Raw genomic sequence first — 14,944 nt, 5'->3', positions numbered from 1 at the left:
CTTGGTGGCGCCGTGGGCGACGACCCACTGGGCGACGGTGTAGTTCTGCTCGATGGCGACGGGGTAGCGGTGTTCGGGGGAGAGGTCGTACTCGGGGAAGACGACGGCGGCGTTGGCGCCGGTGGCGAGTTCGCGGACGAGGCGGTCGTGGGTGTGGGCGTTGCCGAAGACCCAGCCGGCGCCGTGGATGTAGAGGATGACGGGGAGGGTGGCGGTGGTGCCGGCGGGCTTGACGATGCGGGCGCGGACGGTGCCGGTGGGGCCGCCCTCGACGGTGATCCACTCCTCGTCGACGGCGGGCTTGGCGATGTCGCCGGACTGGACCTCGTCGACGGCCTTGCGGCCCTCGGCGGGGGCGAGGTCGAAGAGGTAGGGCGGGTTGGCGGTGGCCTCGACGAAGGCCTGGGCGGCGGGCTCGAGGACCGGCGTGACGGGCGTGAAGGCTTCGGACATGTGACTCTCCTGGGATTGCGTGGGGCACACCGGGCGTTCCGGCGCCGCCGCGGTTCACCGTAGGAGCGCCGCGCGCCGGGCAGTTGCCCCCGAGCGCACGCCCACCGGCCCCGCAGCGCACGCCCACCGGCCCGCAGCCCACGCGCACCGGCCCGCAGGCCGCGGCCCGCGTGCGGACCGGTGCGCTGTGGGGCGGGTACGAGTGCGCGCACGGGACACCCCGCGACCAGGAGCAGACCTAGCGTGACGGCGCGGCGGTCGCGGTTCGCCTCCGATTCGACGGCCAACTGACAGGCCGGCACCGCAAATCCATCCCGGAAGGGGCCCCGAAAGCGTGTCCTCAATGCCGGTCGGCGGTCTGGTTCCTCAGGCCGCCGACGATCCCGCGGAGCTCGTCGTCCGCAACGCCAAAATCCACACCGGAGACCCGAACCGCCCGCATGCCGGGGCACTCGCCGTCCGGGACGGTGTGGTCACGGTCGTCGGCGACGACAAGGACGTGGCCCCGCACATCGGCCCGGCCACCAGGGTCGTGGACGCGCTCGGGCGACGGGTGGTCCCGGGCCTCAACGACGCCCATCTGCACGTGATCCGCGGCGGGCTCAACTACGTGCTGGAGCTGCGCTGGGACGGCGTGCCCACGCTGCGCCAGGGCCTCGCGATGCTCCGCGAGCAGGCCGCCCGGACCCCGAAGGGCCAGTGGGTGCGGGTGGTGGGCGGCTGGTCGGTGGAGCAGTTCGCGGAACGGCGGCTGCCGACCGTCGCCGAGCTGAACGCCGCCGCCCCGGACACCCCGGTCTTCGTCCTGCACCTGTACCAGTCGGCCGTCCTCAACCGGGCGGCGCTGAAGGCCGCCGGATTCGACAAGGACACCCCCGACCCGCGGGGCGGCCAGATCGTGCGCGGCCGGGACGGGGAGCCGACCGGCATGCTGCTGGCCGCGCCCAGCGCCCTCATCCTCTACTCGACGCTGGCCAAGGCGCCGGTCCTGGACGAGGCGCACCGGAAGTCCTCGACCCGGCACTTCCTGCGCGAGCTGAACCGCTTCGGGCTGACCTCGGCGATCGACGCGGCCGGCGGCTTCCAGAGCTTCCCCGAGAACTACGGCACCGTCGTCGAGCTGGCCGCGGCCGGTGAGCTGTCGCTGCGCATCGCCTACCACCTCTTCCCGCAGACCGCGGGCCAGGAGGTGGCCGACCTCACCCGCTGGATCGAGATGGCGGACTACGGCGACGGCGACGAGTGGCTGCGCCTCAACGGCGCGGGCGAGAACCTCACCTGGGCGGCGGCCGACTTCGAGAACTTCAACCAGCCGCGCCCCGAACACGACGACTACGAGCCGGAGTTCGAGAAGGCGGTGCGTCTTCTCATGGAGAACGGCTGGGGGTTCCGGCTGCACGCCACGTACGACGAGACGATCCGCCGGGATCTCGCGGTCTTCGAGAAGCTGGCCGCCGAGGGTCTTTTCCCGGCCGGGAACCGGTGGTTGTTCGACCACGCGGAGACCGCGTCGGCCGAGAGCCTCGACCGCGTGGCCGCGCTCGGCGGTGCGATGTCCGTGCAGAACCGGCTGTCCTTCCAGGGCGAGGCCTTCCTGCGCCGCTACGGCCCCGGTGCCGCGGCCGACGCCCCGCCGATCCGGGAGATGCTGGACCGCGGGCTGACCGTGGCCGCCGGCACCGACGCCACCCGGGTCTCCAGCTACAACCCGTGGGTCGCCCTGCACTGGCTGATCAGCGGCCGCAACGTCGGCGACCTCGTGCTCCGTCCCCCGTCCAACCGGGTCGACCGGGGAACCGCCCTGCGCATGTTCACCCGGGCCGGCGCCGAACTGACGGGAGAGGAGGGCGTCAAGGGCATCCTGCGCCCGGGCTTCTACGCGGACCTCGCGATCCTCTCCGACGACTACTTCACCGTGCCCGAACCGGAGATCGCCCACATCGAGTCACTGCTCACGGTCACCGGCGGCCGGATCGTCTACGCCGCCGGCGAGTACGAGGGCCTCGACGAGGAACTGCCGGCCATCACCCCCGACTGGAGCCCGGTGGCCCACTTCGGCGGCTACCAGCCCACAGGCGTACGCCAGGCACACGCCCTGGCAGAGGCGGCAGCGGAGTCCGACCTGCACCGCGAGTGGCGAATACGCCGCGGCCTGCTCACGGAGACCAACGGCCCCTTCCCGACAGACCCCTGCTTCGGCGGGCCCCTTTAGGGGCGCGGGGAACTGCGCGGCCAGCCCCCACGCACCCGCACCCGCCCGACAACCCATCCCGCCACCCCACCAGGCGCTTTCTCGCAGCCGCAAAAGGAAAGGCACCCGAATGCCCGACATCACCACCGTCACCGCCACCCCCGGCCCCGCCCTCCTCACCCCCGACAACTGCGCGGTCCTCTTCGTCGACCACCAGCCGCAGATGTTCTTCGGCACCGGCAGCGGCGACCGCACCGCGATCGTCAACTCCACCCTGGGCCTGGCCAAGGCCGCCAAGGCGTTCGGCGTGCCGGTCGTGCTCAGCACGGTCGCCGCCGAGTCGTTCTCCGGCCCGATCATGCCGCAGCTCGCGGACGTCTTCCCGGGCCAGAAGATCATCGACCGCACCACGATGAACGCCTGGGAGGACGAGGCGTTCGTCGAGGCCGTCAGGGCGACCGGCCGCGAGAAGCTCGTCATAGCCGGTCTGTGGACCGAGGTGTGCGTGGTCCTGCCGGTGCTCTCGGCGATCGCCCAGGGGTACGAGGTGTACGTGGTCGCCGACGCGTCCGGCGGTGTCACCCCGCAGGCCCACGAGCACGCCGTGCAGCGCATGGTCCAGGCCGGCGCAGCGCCGGTCACCTGGGTCCAGGTGCTCCTGGAGCTCCAGCGCGACTGGGCCCGTACGGAGACGTACGAGGCGGTCACGAACGTGGTCAAGGAGCACGGCGGCGCCTACGGCCTCGGCCTGGTCTACGCCCAGACCATGATCGGCGCGCACGCGGCCGGCTGACCGGTCGTCACTCACCAAGTCGGGAACAGGCGGGAACAGGCAGGAAGACATGGATGATGCTGGGCTGCTGATCCTCCGGCTGCTGGCGGGGCTCCTCATCGCCGGTCACGGAGTGCAGAAGGTGAGCTTCCGCCTCGGCGGCAAGGGCCTGGTGGGCGGAACGGAGGAGTTCCGGCACGACGGTTTCCGCGGCGGCCGGCTGACCGCGGTCGTCGCGGGCGGCAGCCAGATCGGCGCCGGCCTGTTCCTGGCCGCCGGGCTGCTCACCCCGCTGGCCGCGATGGCCGCGATGGGCGTGATGACGGTGGCCGGGACGGTCAAGTGGCCCAAGGGTCTGTGGGTGCAGAACGACGGGTACGAGTATCCGATGGTCCTCGTCGTCGTCTCGGTGGCCCTGTCCCTCACCGGGCCCGGCCGGTGGTCCGTCGACCACGCGCTGGGCCTCACCCCGTGGCCGCTCTGGCTCGTCCTCGCGGCGATCGTGATCGGCCCCACGAGCGGCCTGCTCACCCGTGCGGTGCTGCACCGCACCCCCACCGCACCGGAAGGAACACGCCGTGCGCAGGCTGCTGACTGACGCGCTCCACACCCTGGTACCGCCCCGGGACGACCGGCACGGCCCGCTGCCTCCCCTGCTGCTGACGCTGACGGTGGTCACCGGGCTGGTGGACGCGGTGAGTTACCTGTCCCTCGGGCATGTCTTCGTCGCCAACATGACCGGCAACGTGGTGTTCCTCGGCTTCGCGCTGGCGGGCGCCGCGAACCTGTCCGCGCTCGCCTCGGTCGTCGCGCTGGCCGCGTTCCTGGCCGGGGCGCTGGCCGGCGGGCGGCTGGGCACCCGGTTCGCCGCCCACCGCGGGAACCTGCTGAAGACGGCGACGGCCGTGCAGAGCGTGCTGGTCGCCGTCACGGTGGTGGCCGCCGCGGTCGGCGGCGGCCGGACCGGCACCGGGGTGCAGTACACGCTGATCGTGTTCCTCGGGCTCGCCATGGGCCTGCAGAACGCGGTCGCCCGGCGCCTCGGCGTCCCCGACATGACCACGACCGTGCTGACGCTGACCCTGACGGGCCTGGCCGCGGACTCCGGTCCGGCGGGCGGTGCCGCGCCCCGGCCGGGCCGCCGGATCCTGTCCGTCCTGGCGATGCTGCTCGGCGCGTTCGCGGGGACCGCGCTCCTGCTCCACGGCCATCTGGTGCTCACCCTGGGCCTGGCCCTGCTGCTCCTGTTCGTCACCTCCCTGACGACGCACCGGCTGGCAGGCGGCGACCCGGCGTGGACCCGGTCGGGAGCGGCATGACGACCGACACAGCCGCCGAGTCCCCGTGGGCGCCCCTCGCGGCACGCGTCTTCCGGGCACTGTGGATCGCCCAGCTGGTCTCCAACGTCGGCAGCTGGATGCAGACGGTCGGCGCCCAGTGGCTGCTGGTCGGGGACAGCGCCGCGCTGGTGACCCTCGTGCAGACCGCGTCCAGCCTGCCCGTCGTCCTGCTCGCGCTGCCCTCCGGGGTGATCGCCGACCGGTTCGACCGGCGGGTGGTGCTGGTGACCGCGCAGTTCGCGATGCTCGCGGTGTCCGGGGCGCTGGCCGTGCTCGCGTTCCTGGACGCCCTGTCGCCGACGGCGCTGCTGGCCCTGACCTTCCTGCTGGGCTGCGGCACCGCGCTGATGGGCCCGGCCTGGCAGGCGATCCAGCCGGAGCTGGTGGAGCGGGAGCGGCTCGGGCAGGCGGCGGCGCTGGGCGCGGTGAACATGAACCTGGCCCGTGCCGTCGGCCCGGCGCTCGGCGGCGCGGTGGTCGCGGCGGCGGGGGCGGGCTGGGTCTTCGCCTTCAACGCGGCGTCCTACCTGGGCATCGCGGCCGTCCTGCTGCTGTGGCGGCGCCCCGCCGCGGCGGCCGTCCCGCCCGCCGGGAACGAGGGGCTGCTGGCCGCCCTGTACGCCGGCCGCCGCTACGTCTGGAACGCGCCCGGTGTCCGCCGGATCCTGCTGCGCACGCTCCTGTTCATCCCCGGCGGCGCCGCCCTGTGGGCCCTGCTGCCGCTCACCGCGAGCCGCTCCCTGGGCCTCGGGTCGGGCGGCTACGGACTGCTCCTCGGGGCGGTCGGCATCGGCGCGGTCGGCGGTGCCTTCCTGCTCCCCCGCGCCCGGCGGCTGCTGGGCGCCAACGGCACCCTCGCGGTCGGCGCCCTGGTGTTCGCCGGGGTGCTCGCGGTGCTGGCCGTGGTCCATGTGCCGTGGCTGGTCGCGCTCGCCCTGCTGCCCGCGGGCCTCGCCTGGATCGCCGTGCTCTCCACGCTCAACGCGGCCGTGCAGACCCGGCTCCCCGGCTGGGTCAGGGCCCGCGGGCTCGCCGTCTACCTGCTGGTCTTCCAGGGCGGTCAGGCGCTGGCCGCGCCGCTGTGGGGCGCGGTGGCCGACTGGCTCGGGCTGAGCGCCTGCCTGCTGATCGCCGGCGGCGCGATGCTGCTGAGCGCGGCCAGCGTAAGGCGGTGGCCGCTGCGGGACGCCGAGGGCATCAACCCCGCGCCCTCCGACCACTGGCCGGCGCCTCCCCTGGTGTTCGAACCCGGGGAGGCCGACGGCCCGGTCCTGGTCTCCGTCGTCTACCGCGTCCCGGCGGACCGGCAGGCCGAGTTCACGGACCGCATGCACCGGGTGGCCCGCTCCCGGCGCCGTACCGGAGCCCTGTCCTGGGGCCTCTACCAGGACGGCCACGACGCCGAGCGCTTCGTCGAGAACTACCTGGTCTCCTCCTGGGCCGAGCACCAGGCCCAGCACCACGTGCGGCTGACGGCCACCGACCGCCGGTTCGAGGAGGAGGCCCGCGCGCTGCTCACCCCGGGCACCGCGCCCGAGGTGACCCATGCCTTCGACACGACGGCGGGACCGGCGATACGGCGTCCCTGAGGCTCAGGGGCGCGGAACGTTGCGGAGGTTGGCCCGCGCCAGGTGGACCATGCGGCCGACTCCGCCGCTGAGCACGGTCCGGCTGGCGGAGAGCGCGAAACCGCTGATCTGCCCGGCGGTGATCTTCGGCGGGACGGCCAGGGCGGCGGGGTCGGTGACGACGTCGACCAGCGCGGGTCCGTCGTGGGCGAAGGCCTCGCGGAGCGCGCCGCGCACGTCGGCGGGCTTCTCGACCCGGATGCCCCGTGCGCCGGCCGCGGTGGCGATGGCCGCGTAGTCGGTGTGCGGGTAGGACGTGGCGTGCGGGGACAGGCCGTCGACCATCATCTCCAGGTCGACCATGCCGAGCGAGGAGTTGTTGAAGACGACGACCTTCACCGGCAGGCCGTACTGGACGAGGGTGAGGAAGTCGCCCATCAGCATGGAGAATCCGCCGTCGCCGGAGAGCGAGACGACCTGCCGGCCGCGGTCCAGGAACTGGGCGCCGATCGCCTGCGGCAGCGCGTTGGCCATCGAGCCGTGCACGAACGAGCCGAGGATGCGGCGGCGGCCGTTCGGCGTCAGGTAACGCGCCGCCCACACACAGCACATGCCGGTGTCCACGGTGAACACGGCGTCGTCGGCGGCCTCTTCGTCGAGGACCGCGGCGACGTACTCGGGGTGGATCGGGGTCTGCTTCTCGACGTCGCGGGTGTAGGCGTTCACGGCGCCCTCAAGGGCGTGCGCGTGCCGCTCCAGCATGCGGTCGAGGAACCGGCGCGACGTCTTCTCCCGCACGGCCGGGGTCAGGCACCGCAGGGTCTCGCCCACGTCGCCCCAGACGGCGAGGTCGAGCTGGGTGCGGCGGCCGAGCCGCTCGGGCTGGACGTCGACCTGGACCGTGCGGACATGGCGGGGCAGGAAGTCGGTGTACGGGAAGTCGGTGCCGAGGAGGATCAGCAGGTCGGCCTCGTGCATCGCCTCGTAGGCGGCGCCGTAGCCGAGCAGTCCGCTCATGCCGACGTCGTAGGGGTTGTCGTACTGGATGTGCTCCTTGCCGCGCAGCGCGTGCCCGACCGGGGCCTTGACCTTCTCCGCGAAGGCCATCACCTCGGCGTGGTAGCCGGCGACGCCCCGGCCGCAGAACACCGTCACCCGCTCGGCGGCGTCCACCAGCTCGGTGAGGCGGGCCAGCTCCCGGTCGCCCGGGCGGATGGCGGGCAGGTCCAGGGGCAGGGTGAGTTCGGGGGCCGCGTCCGGGGTGTCCTCGGCGGCGGTGTCGCCGGAGAGGGCGACGACCGAGACGCCGCGGCGGCCCACCGCGTGCTGGATCGCCGTCTGGACGACACGGGGCATCTGGTGCGGGGAGGAGATCAGCTCCGAGTAGTGGCTGCACTCGGCGAACAGCCGGTCGGGGTGGGTCTCCTGGAAGTAGCCGGTGCCGATCTGGCCGCTGGGTATCTGGGCGGCGAGCGCGAGCACGGGGGCCATCGAGCGGTGGGCGTCGTAGAGGCCGTTGATCAGGTGCAGGTTTCCCGGGCCGCAGGAGCCGGCGCAGGCGGCGAGGCGGCCGGTGAGCTGGGCCTCGGCGCCGGCCGCGAACGCCGCGACCTCCTCGTGGCGGACCTGGACCCACTCCACCGCGTCATGCCGTCTGACCGCGTCGACGACGGGGTTCAGGCTGTCCCCGACCACCCCGTAGATGCGGCGCACACCCGCGCGCGCCATGAGGTCGACGTACTGTTCCGCGATGGTCTGCCTGGCCATGCCACTCCTTCGCCGCCGGCGGCACGGCGGGGGACGCCGCGCCACCGGTCACCGTAACGGCGCCGGGCGAACCGGAGTTGACCATCAGCGCACGGATCACCGCCGGCAGCGCACGTCACACCCGGTCGAGTTCGCCGCGCAGCCAGTGCAGTACGTCGGGGGTCACCGGGTCGGCGAGGTCGGCGAACTCCTCGTGCCTCCGGAGGAACGTGGCCACGTACTTGCACACGGGTACGACGCGTTTCCCGTCCGCGCGGACGTCGGTGAGCGCCTCCTCGACCAGCCGGCCGGCCAGGCCCTGTCCGGCGAAGGCGTCGTCGACCTCGGTGTGGTAGAAGACCCGCTGGTCACCGTGGTCGCGGTAGGCGGTGAGGCCGGCGCGGACGCCGTCGACCAGGATCTCGTAGCGGTGGTGGGCGCCGTCGTGCACGACGACCGGGGCGGCCTGGGGCTGGCTCATCGGGTTCCTTTCGGTGGGATGTGACGATACCGGTGGGTCTGGGACGGCGACGGTGATCTCCCATCGAGATGACTGACATCCCGAACCATCGCCGCGAAGGGGGAAGCATGACGGGCGGCGGAGCGCTGGTGCATGACGAGAGCAACACCTCCGGTGAGGAAGGTCCCGTGTCCCAGATGTCGTCGTCCGAAATACGCTCCCCGCGCCGGGAGGCCGCCGAGGCCGCCCATGGGGTGCCTGGCTGGCTGATCGCGCTGTTCGCCGTCGCCTCCGGCATGACGGTCGCGAACCTGTACTACGCGCAGCCCCTGCTGTCCGAGCTGCGCGGTGTCTTCCACATCAGCGAGGCCACGGCGGGCCTGCTGATCACGCTCACCCAGGTCGGCTACGTGATCGGCATGATCTTCCTGGTGCCGCTCGGCGACCGGCTGGAGAAGCGGAGCCTGATCACCGCGCTGCTGACGGTCACCACGCTCGCCCTGGTGGCGGCGGGCCTCGCGACCGGCTTCCCGATGCTGCTGATCGCCTCGCTGATCAGCGGGGCCACTTCCGTGGTGGCGCAGATCCTCGTCCCGTTCGCCGCAAGTCTGGCGCCCGACCACGCCCGGGGCCGGGTGGTGGGCCGGGTGATGAGCGGCCTGCTCACCGGCATCCTGCTGTCCCGCACGCTCAGCAGCCTGGTCTCCAGCGTGGCCGGCTGGCGGGTCGTCTACCTCGGCTCGGCCGTCCTGATGGCCCTGCTGGGCGTGGCCCTGCGGCTGGCCCTGCCCCAGCACGCGCCGACCACCTCCGTGCCGTACCGCCACGTGCTGCGCTCCACGGCGGCGCTGGTGCGCACGCACCCCGCGCTGGTGCGCCGGGGTCTCTACCAGGCGGCGATGTTCGGTGCCTTCAGCGCCTTCTGGACCACCGTCTCGTACGTTCTGACCGGACCGCACTTCCGCTACTCCGCCGTCGGGGTCGGGGTGTTCGCGCTGGTCGGCGCGGCCGGTGCGGCCGTCGCCCCGTTCGCCGGGCACTGGGCCGACCGAGGGCTGACCCGCCGGATGACCGGTGCCGCGTTCGGCCTGGCCGCGGTGGCCTTCGCGATCGCCGGGTTCGGACAGCACAGTGTCGTCCTGATCGGGCTCGCGGCCGTCGCCCTCGACATGGCCGTGCAGACCAGCCTGATCCTCGGCCAGCACACCGTCTACCAACTCGATCCCCTCGCCCGGGCCCGCCTGAACAGCGCCTTCATCGCGATCTTCTTCATCGGCGGCGCCCTCGGCTCCCAGCTCGGCTCGATCGCCTACCGCTCCGGCGGCTGGAGCGCGGTCAGCATGTTCGGGGCCGCCCTGCCGGTGCTGGGCCTGCTGTACTGGCTCACCGAGCACCGGACCGGCGCGAAGCGCTCAGCGTAGGTCGGCAAGGGCCGCGAGGGCCGCTTCCATCGCGCGGTGGAAGGTCGGGTACGTGTAGATCATGTGACGCAGCCGCTCGACCGGGACCTCGGCGTGGACGGCGACGTTCAGCCCGTAGAGCAGCTCGCCGCCGGCCGGTCCCGCCGAGGTCGCGCCGACCAGGACACCCCGGTCGGCGTCCTCGACCAGCTTGAGGAAGCCCTCGCCTCCCGGCCCGTGGATCCAGCCACGGGTCGAGGAGGCGTTCGGCAGTACGGCGGTCCGCACCCGCAGCCCCCGCTCGCGGGCCTGCCGCTCGGTCAGCCCGACGGCCGCGATCTCGGGGTCGGTGAAGGTGACCCGGGGCAGCGCCCGGTAGTCGGCGTCGGGGCCGGGCCTGCCGAGGATGTCCCGGACGGCGATCTGCGCCTGGTACATGGACACGTGGGTGAAGGCGCCCCGGCCGGTGATGTCGCCGACCGCCCACAGACCGTCCGCCGCCCGCAGCTGTCCGTCGGTGGGGACGGCACGGGCGGTGGGGTCGAGCCCGGCCGCCTCGACGCCCAGCCCGGCGAGGTCGCTGTACCGTCCGGTGGCCACGAGCAGCCGCTCGGCGCGCCGGGGCTCGGCCCCGCCCTCCAGCCACACGGTGAACCCGGCACCGTCATGGGCGACCCGCCCGACCCGAGCCCCGGTCAGGACGGTCACCCCGTCGGCGCGCAGGGCCTCGACCGCGAGTTCTCCGGCCTCGGGTTCCTCCTGGGCCAGCAGCCGCTCCTGCCCCTCGACGACGGTGACCCGGCAGCCGAACCGGGCGAAGACCTGGGCGACCTCGGCGCCGATGGCACCGCCGCCGAGCACCAGCATCGACGCCGGAAGCTCCTTGGCGGACATGGCGTCCCGGTTGGTCCAGTAGGGCGTGCCGACGAGACCCGGCACCGGGGGTATCCGGGGGCGGCTGCCGGTGGCCAGGACGACACCCCGGCGGGCCTCGAACTCCCGTCCGTCGACGGTCACCCGGCGCGGTCCGGTGAGCCGGCCCCGGCCGCGGACCAGGCGGCCGCCCTTGGCCGCCAGCCGGTCGGCCGCGACCCGGTCGTTCCAGTCGTCCGTGGCCTCGGTACGGATGCGCCCGGCGACCGGGCCCCAGTCCGCGGTCACCTCGGCCCGTCCGGCCAGGCCGGGCACCCGGCGGGCCTCGGCCAGCGCGTTCCCGGCCCGGATCATCATCTTGCTGGGGACGCACCCCCAGTACGGGCACTCGCCCCCGACCAGCTCCGCCTCGACGCCGACCACGTCGAGCCCCGCCTCGGCGAGCGTGCCCGCCAGGTACTCCCCGCCCGGCCCGAGGCCGACGACGACCACGTCCACCTGCTCGTTCATGCGCCCCTCGCTCCCTACGACTGCCGGCCACCGACGGTAGGGCGCCGCGGCGGCCGGCCCGCGCCCGTGCGTGCACGGCGGCCGGTCCCAGAGCGCACCGGATGCGTGCACGGCGGCCGGTCCCGGGGCACATCGGGTGCGTGCACCGCGGCCGCTCCCGGGGCGCACCGGGTGCGCTCAGGGGTGCCGGTCCGGGCGCTCCCGGGCAACGCCTTCCCCACCGCCGCGCCTAGCGTCACTCGCGTACCCAGCCGCATCGGACATCCGCCAGGAGGCGCACCGTGACCACCAGCTCCGAGCCCGGGAAGGCCCTGCAGCACAGCCAGCCGTGGCTGCACCAGAAGGGCGAGGTCATCCAGGAGTTCGGGACCGTCAAGCAGTTCCCCCTCGGCCTCACCTACGAGACGCGCATGTACTCCTGCCAGCGTCTGAACCGGGCCCTGGCGGACACCCAGATCCTGTACGGCCTCTACAAGAAGCACCACTGGCTGCTGCGCGGCGCGACCTTCTACCAGCTGCACCTGCTGCTGGACAAGCACGCGGGCGAACAGCTGGCCCTCGTCGACACGCTCGCCGAGCGGGTCCAGACCCTGGGCGGGGTCGCGGTGGGCGACCCGCGGCACGTCGCCGAGATCACCTCGATCCCGCGCCCGCCGGACGGCGTCGAGGAGGTCCCGGCGATGCTCTCGCGGCTCCTGGCGGCCCACGAGACGATCCTGGTCGACGCGCACGACGCGGCCGCCCGGACCGCGGGGATGGGCGACGACGGCACCAACGACCTGCTGGTCTCGCAGGTCATCAGGACCGGGGAGCTGCAGGCCTGGTTCCTGGCGGAGCACCTGGTCGACACTCCCCTGGTCCGCGCCTGAGAGAACCCGGGAGCGGCGGATGCCTGCCTAGGATGCGGCGGAGATCCCCGCCGTACCGAGGCGGGCGCCGTGCCACCGGGAGCAGCTCATGGACCTGCGGCAGATGGAAGTCGTGGTCGCCGTGGCGGACGCGGGCGGGTTCACGGCGGCCGCGCGGCGGCTGCACGTGGTCCAGTCCGCCGTCTCCGGCACGGTCCGCGCCCTGGAACGCGAGCTGGGCACCCCGCTGTTCACCCGGACCACGCACCGGGTCGGGCTCACCCCGGCCGGTGAGGCGTTCGTCCCGGCGGCCCGGCACGCCCTGCGCGCCGCCGAGCTGGCCCGCGAGGCGGTCGACGCGGCGAAGGGCGAGCTGCGCGGCCGGGTGACGGTCGGCACCATGCAGGGGGTCTGGGCGAACCTGCACCACGCGCTGGCCGCCCTGCGGGCCGAACACCCGCGGGTGGTGGTCCAGTTGCGGCAGGCGGCGGTCACCGACATCCGGCAGGCGCTGCGCGAGGGCACGGTGGACCTGGCGGTGGTGGCCCTGGACCGCCAGCAGCAGCGCGGTCTGGTGACGAAGCTGCTGGCCCGCGAGGAGATGGTCCTGGCGGCCTCGCCCCGGCGGAGCCTCACCACCAGTGGTGCCGAGGGCGCGGTCGACCTGGCCGACATCGCCGAGCTGCCGCAGGTGGAGTTCACCCCCGGCTGGGCGATCCGGGACGCGGCCGACCGCGCGTTCCGGGCGGCCGGCGTCGAGCGCGCCACGACCTTCGAGGTCAACGACATCGTGGCCGCGTCCGAACTGGTCCGGGCCGACCTGGGCGTCTGCATCATGCCGCCGACCATCGCCCACCGCTTCCCGGACCTGACGCTCCACCGGTTCGCCCGGCACGCGCCGAGCTGGAAGGTGATGGTGGTACGGCCGCCGGGCGAGCCCCCGGCGGCCGTCGCGGCGCTGCTGCGCCACCTCACCTGACCGCCGTTCTCAGTCGAACCGCAGGTCGGACAGCTGCCGTTCGAGGGCGTCGATGTCGTCCCCGGGCTCCGGGTCGGCCGGCCGGACGGCCATCAGGGCGCCCAGTTCGCCGCCCGCCCGGCGGATGCGCGCGGGCAGTCCCTCGGCGTACGCGTCGCCGCCGGTCCCCCAGTCCTCGGACGCCGCGTACACGCCGGTGGGTACGACGACGGCGCGCAGGTAGGCGAAGAGGGGCCGCAGCGCGTGCTCCAGGACCAGGGAGTGCCGGGCCGTCCCGCCGGTCGCGGCGACCAGGACCGGCCTGCCGGTGAGGGCACCGGGGTCGATCAGGTCGAAGAACGACTTGAACAACCCGCTGTAGGACGCGCTGAACACGGGGGTCACGGCGATCAGGCCGTCGGCGCCCGTCACCGCGTCGATCGCGGCGGCCAGCGGGGGCGGCGGGAAGCCGGTGACGAGGTGGTTGGCGATGGCGACGGCCAGTTCGCGCAGCTCGATGACGCGGCTCTCCACCTCGTGGCCCCGCGGCCCGAGTTCGTCGTGGACCGCCTCGGCGAGCCGGTCCGCGAGCAGGCGGGTGCCGGACGGGGTGCTCAGCCCCGCCGAGACGGCGACGAGCCGCACCGGGCGGCCGCCGGCCGGGGCGGTGGCGCTCATACGGCGGCCTCCTGCCGGGCCGCGGCGACCAGGGAGGCGTGGGTCGGTGCCGCGGGCACGTCCGCCGGCCGCCCCGCCGCGAACTCCTTGCGCAGCACCGGCACGACCTCCTCGCCCAGGATGTCGAGCTGCTCAAGGACGGTCTTCAGCGGCAGCCCGGCGTGGTCCATCAGGAACAGCTGCCGCTGGTAGTCGCCGACCGACTCGCGGAAGGCCAGCGTCCGGTCGATGACCTGCTGGGGGGAGCCCACGGTCAGCGGGGTCTGCTCGGTGAAGTCCTCCAGGGACGGCCCGTGCCCGTAGACCGGTGCGTTGTCGAAGTAGGGGCGGAACTCCCGTACGGCGTCCTGGGAGTTCTTCCGCATGAACACCTGGCCGCCGAGCCCGACGATCGCCTCCTCGGGCCGGCCGTGGCCGTGGAAGGCGTACCGCCGCCGGTACAGCTGGACCATGCGCCGGGTGTGGTCGGCCGGCCAGAAGATGTTGTTGTGGAAGAAGCCGTCGCCGTAGAAGGCGGCCTGCTCGGCTATCTCGGGCGAGCGGATCGAGCCGTGCCAGACGAACGGCGCTACGCCGTCCAGCGGGCGGGGGGTGGCGGTGAACCCCTGGAGCGGGGTGCGGAACGTCCCCTCCCAGTCGACGACGTCCTCGCGCCACAGGCGGCGCAGCAGGGCGTAGTTCTCCTTGGCGAGGTCGAGGCCCCGCCGGATGTCCTGCCCGAACCACGGGTAGACGGGACCGGTGTTGCCGCGGCCCAGCATCAGGTCGACCCGGCCGTCGGCCAGGTGCTGGAGCATCGCGTAGTCCTCGGCGATCTTCACCGGGTCGTTGGTGGTGATCAGCGTCGTGGCGGTGGACAGGACCAGCTTCTCGGTGCGGGCGGCGATGTGGCCGAGCATCGTGGTCGGGGAGGACGGCACGAACGGCGGGTTGTGGTGCTCGCCGGTCGCGAAGACGTCGAGGCCGACCTCCTCCGCCTTGAGGGCGATGGCGACCATCGCCTTGATGCGTTCGTGCTCCGAGGGAGTGCGTCCCGTGGTCGGGTCGGTCGTCACGTCACCGACCGTGAAGATGCCGAATTGCACGGTTTTGTCGTCTTCCGGTTCCGGCGAGTTGCGTCGCGCATGCGTGGGATGCGCCGAACGCT

The 14,944-nt window shown here is 73.5% G+C and carries 14 protein-coding genes; 8 read left to right on the top strand and 6 right to left on the bottom strand.

The features are described 5' to 3' along the window. A partial coding sequence (locus tag ACFZB3_RS36780) for an alpha/beta hydrolase fold domain-containing protein (protein ID WP_391383732.1) occupies positions 1 to 453 on the bottom strand: 453 nt, incomplete at its 3' end. A gap of 343 nt (positions 454 to 796) precedes the next feature. Between ACFZB3_RS36780 and ACFZB3_RS36775 the strand changes: the two genes are divergently transcribed. The 5 genes from ACFZB3_RS36775 to ACFZB3_RS36755 all read left to right on the top strand — a co-directional run bounded on the left by ACFZB3_RS36775 (position 797) and on the right by ACFZB3_RS36755 (position 6,345). Then, the gene (locus ACFZB3_RS36775) at positions 797 to 2,665 is read left to right on the top strand and encodes an amidohydrolase family protein (RefSeq protein ID WP_391383760.1); all 1,869 of its coding nucleotides are present in this window, start codon (positions 797 to 799) and stop codon (positions 2,663 to 2,665) included. A 109-nt stretch (positions 2,666 to 2,774) separates the two neighbouring features. After that, a complete protein-coding gene (locus tag ACFZB3_RS36770) occupies positions 2,775 to 3,437 on the top strand; it encodes an isochorismatase family protein (protein WP_391383729.1) in 663 nt (220 codons plus the stop codon). Between the two features lie 49 nt (positions 3,438 to 3,486). After that, positions 3,487 to 4,014 carry a DoxX family membrane protein gene (locus ACFZB3_RS36765; RefSeq protein WP_391383725.1) on the top strand — a complete coding sequence of 176 codons (528 nt, stop codon included), beginning with the start codon at positions 3,487 to 3,489 and terminating at the stop codon, positions 4,012 to 4,014. After that, positions 3,995 to 4,735, top strand: a complete 741-nt coding sequence (locus tag ACFZB3_RS36760) for a DUF1275 family protein (protein ID WP_391383722.1) — start codon at positions 3,995 to 3,997, stop codon at positions 4,733 to 4,735. The genes ACFZB3_RS36765 and ACFZB3_RS36760 overlap by 20 nt, the downstream gene beginning before the upstream one ends. Continuing rightward, complete coding sequence (locus tag ACFZB3_RS36755; protein ID WP_391383720.1) at positions 4,732 to 6,345, top strand: MFS transporter; 1,614 nt, start codon at positions 4,732 to 4,734, stop codon at positions 6,343 to 6,345. The genes ACFZB3_RS36760 and ACFZB3_RS36755 overlap by 4 nt, the downstream gene beginning before the upstream one ends. Positions 6,346 to 6,348: 3 nt before the next feature. On the opposite strand, the gene ACFZB3_RS36750 is transcribed toward ACFZB3_RS36755, so the two are convergent. Then, positions 6,349 to 8,091 carry a pyruvate dehydrogenase gene (locus tag ACFZB3_RS36750; RefSeq protein ID WP_391383715.1) on the bottom strand — a complete coding sequence of 581 codons (1,743 nt, stop codon included), beginning with the start codon at positions 8,089 to 8,091 and terminating at the stop codon, positions 6,349 to 6,351. 115 nt (positions 8,092 to 8,206) lie between these two features. Continuing rightward, a complete protein-coding gene (locus ACFZB3_RS36745; protein ID WP_391383712.1) occupies positions 8,207 to 8,551 on the bottom strand; it encodes an N-acetyltransferase in 345 nt (114 codons plus the stop codon). 107 nt (positions 8,552 to 8,658) lie between these two features. On the opposite strand from ACFZB3_RS36745, the gene ACFZB3_RS36740 reads away from it, so the two are divergent. After that, positions 8,659 to 9,951 carry an MFS transporter gene (locus ACFZB3_RS36740; protein ID WP_391383709.1) on the top strand — a complete coding sequence of 431 codons (1,293 nt, stop codon included), beginning with the start codon at positions 8,659 to 8,661 and terminating at the stop codon, positions 9,949 to 9,951. On the opposite strand, the gene ACFZB3_RS36735 is transcribed toward ACFZB3_RS36740, so the two are convergent. Beyond that, positions 9,943 to 11,313 carry an FAD-dependent oxidoreductase gene (locus tag ACFZB3_RS36735; RefSeq protein WP_391383706.1) on the bottom strand — a complete coding sequence of 457 codons (1,371 nt, stop codon included), beginning with the start codon at positions 11,311 to 11,313 and terminating at the stop codon, positions 9,943 to 9,945. The genes ACFZB3_RS36740 and ACFZB3_RS36735 overlap by 9 nt on opposite strands. 281 nt (positions 11,314 to 11,594) lie before the next feature. Here ACFZB3_RS36735 and ACFZB3_RS36730 point away from each other — a divergent pair, with 281 nt between their 5' ends. Together ACFZB3_RS36730 and ACFZB3_RS36725 are read left to right on the top strand one after the other, a co-directional pair. Beyond that, entirely contained in the window at positions 11,595 to 12,182 is a 588-nt protein-coding gene (locus ACFZB3_RS36730; RefSeq protein ID WP_391383703.1) for a ferritin-like domain-containing protein, read from the top strand. An 88-nt stretch (positions 12,183 to 12,270) separates the two neighbouring features. Further along, complete coding sequence (locus ACFZB3_RS36725; RefSeq protein ID WP_391383699.1) at positions 12,271 to 13,140, top strand: LysR substrate-binding domain-containing protein; 870 nt, start codon at positions 12,271 to 12,273, stop codon at positions 13,138 to 13,140. 9 nt (positions 13,141 to 13,149) lie between these two features. On the opposite strand, the gene ACFZB3_RS36720 is transcribed toward ACFZB3_RS36725, so the two are convergent. Both ACFZB3_RS36720 and ACFZB3_RS36715 read right to left on the bottom strand, forming a co-directional pair. Then, positions 13,150 to 13,797: a CE1759 family FMN reductase gene (locus tag ACFZB3_RS36720; RefSeq protein WP_391383695.1), complete on the bottom strand. Its 648-nt coding sequence runs from the start codon at positions 13,795 to 13,797 to the stop codon at positions 13,150 to 13,152. Continuing rightward, positions 13,794 to 14,882 (bottom strand): CE1758 family FMN-dependent luciferase-like monooxygenase, encoded by a 1,089-nt coding sequence (locus ACFZB3_RS36715; RefSeq protein ID WP_391383692.1) that lies wholly within the window; start codon positions 14,880 to 14,882, stop codon positions 13,794 to 13,796. Before ACFZB3_RS36715 ends, ACFZB3_RS36720 begins: the two co-directional genes overlap by 4 nt. Positions 14,883 to 14,944: the final 62 nt, after the last annotated feature.

The organism is Streptomyces sp. NPDC008092 (assembly GCF_042957285.1).
Taxonomy (GTDB): domain Bacteria; phylum Actinomycetota; class Actinomycetes; order Streptomycetales; family Streptomycetaceae; genus Streptomyces.
The sequence above is the reverse complement of the archived record's forward strand: the minus strand, read 5'-3'. Positions and strand labels throughout refer to the sequence as shown.

What these genes read in the sequence shown, in the direction of transcription:
- ACFZB3_RS36720 (WP_391383695.1), bottom strand. Translation starts at nt 13,797, where the DNA reads ATGAGCGCCACCGCCCCGGCCGGCGGCCGCCCGGTGCGGCTCGTCGCC.
- ACFZB3_RS36765 (WP_391383725.1), top strand. Translation starts at nt 3,487, where the DNA reads ATGGATGATGCTGGGCTGCTGATCCTCCGGCTGCTGGCGGGGCTCCTC.
- ACFZB3_RS36770 (WP_391383729.1), top strand. Translation starts at nt 2,775, where the DNA reads ATGCCCGACATCACCACCGTCACCGCCACCCCCGGCCCCGCCCTCCTC.
- ACFZB3_RS36745 (WP_391383712.1), bottom strand. Translation starts at nt 8,551, where the DNA reads ATGAGCCAGCCCCAGGCCGCCCCGGTCGTCGTGCACGACGGCGCCCAC.
- ACFZB3_RS36750 (WP_391383715.1), bottom strand. Translation starts at nt 8,091, where the DNA reads ATGGCCAGGCAGACCATCGCGGAACAGTACGTCGACCTCATGGCGCGC.
- ACFZB3_RS36755 (WP_391383720.1), top strand. Translation starts at nt 4,732, where the DNA reads ATGACGACCGACACAGCCGCCGAGTCCCCGTGGGCGCCCCTCGCGGCA.
- ACFZB3_RS36735 (WP_391383706.1), bottom strand. Translation starts at nt 11,313, where the DNA reads ATGAACGAGCAGGTGGACGTGGTCGTCGTCGGCCTCGGGCCGGGCGGG.
- ACFZB3_RS36740 (WP_391383709.1), top strand. Translation starts at nt 8,659, where the DNA reads ATGACGGGCGGCGGAGCGCTGGTGCATGACGAGAGCAACACCTCCGGT.
- ACFZB3_RS36725 (WP_391383699.1), top strand. Translation starts at nt 12,271, where the DNA reads ATGGACCTGCGGCAGATGGAAGTCGTGGTCGCCGTGGCGGACGCGGGC.
- ACFZB3_RS36775 (WP_391383760.1), top strand. Translation starts at nt 797, where the DNA reads ATGCCGGTCGGCGGTCTGGTTCCTCAGGCCGCCGACGATCCCGCGGAG.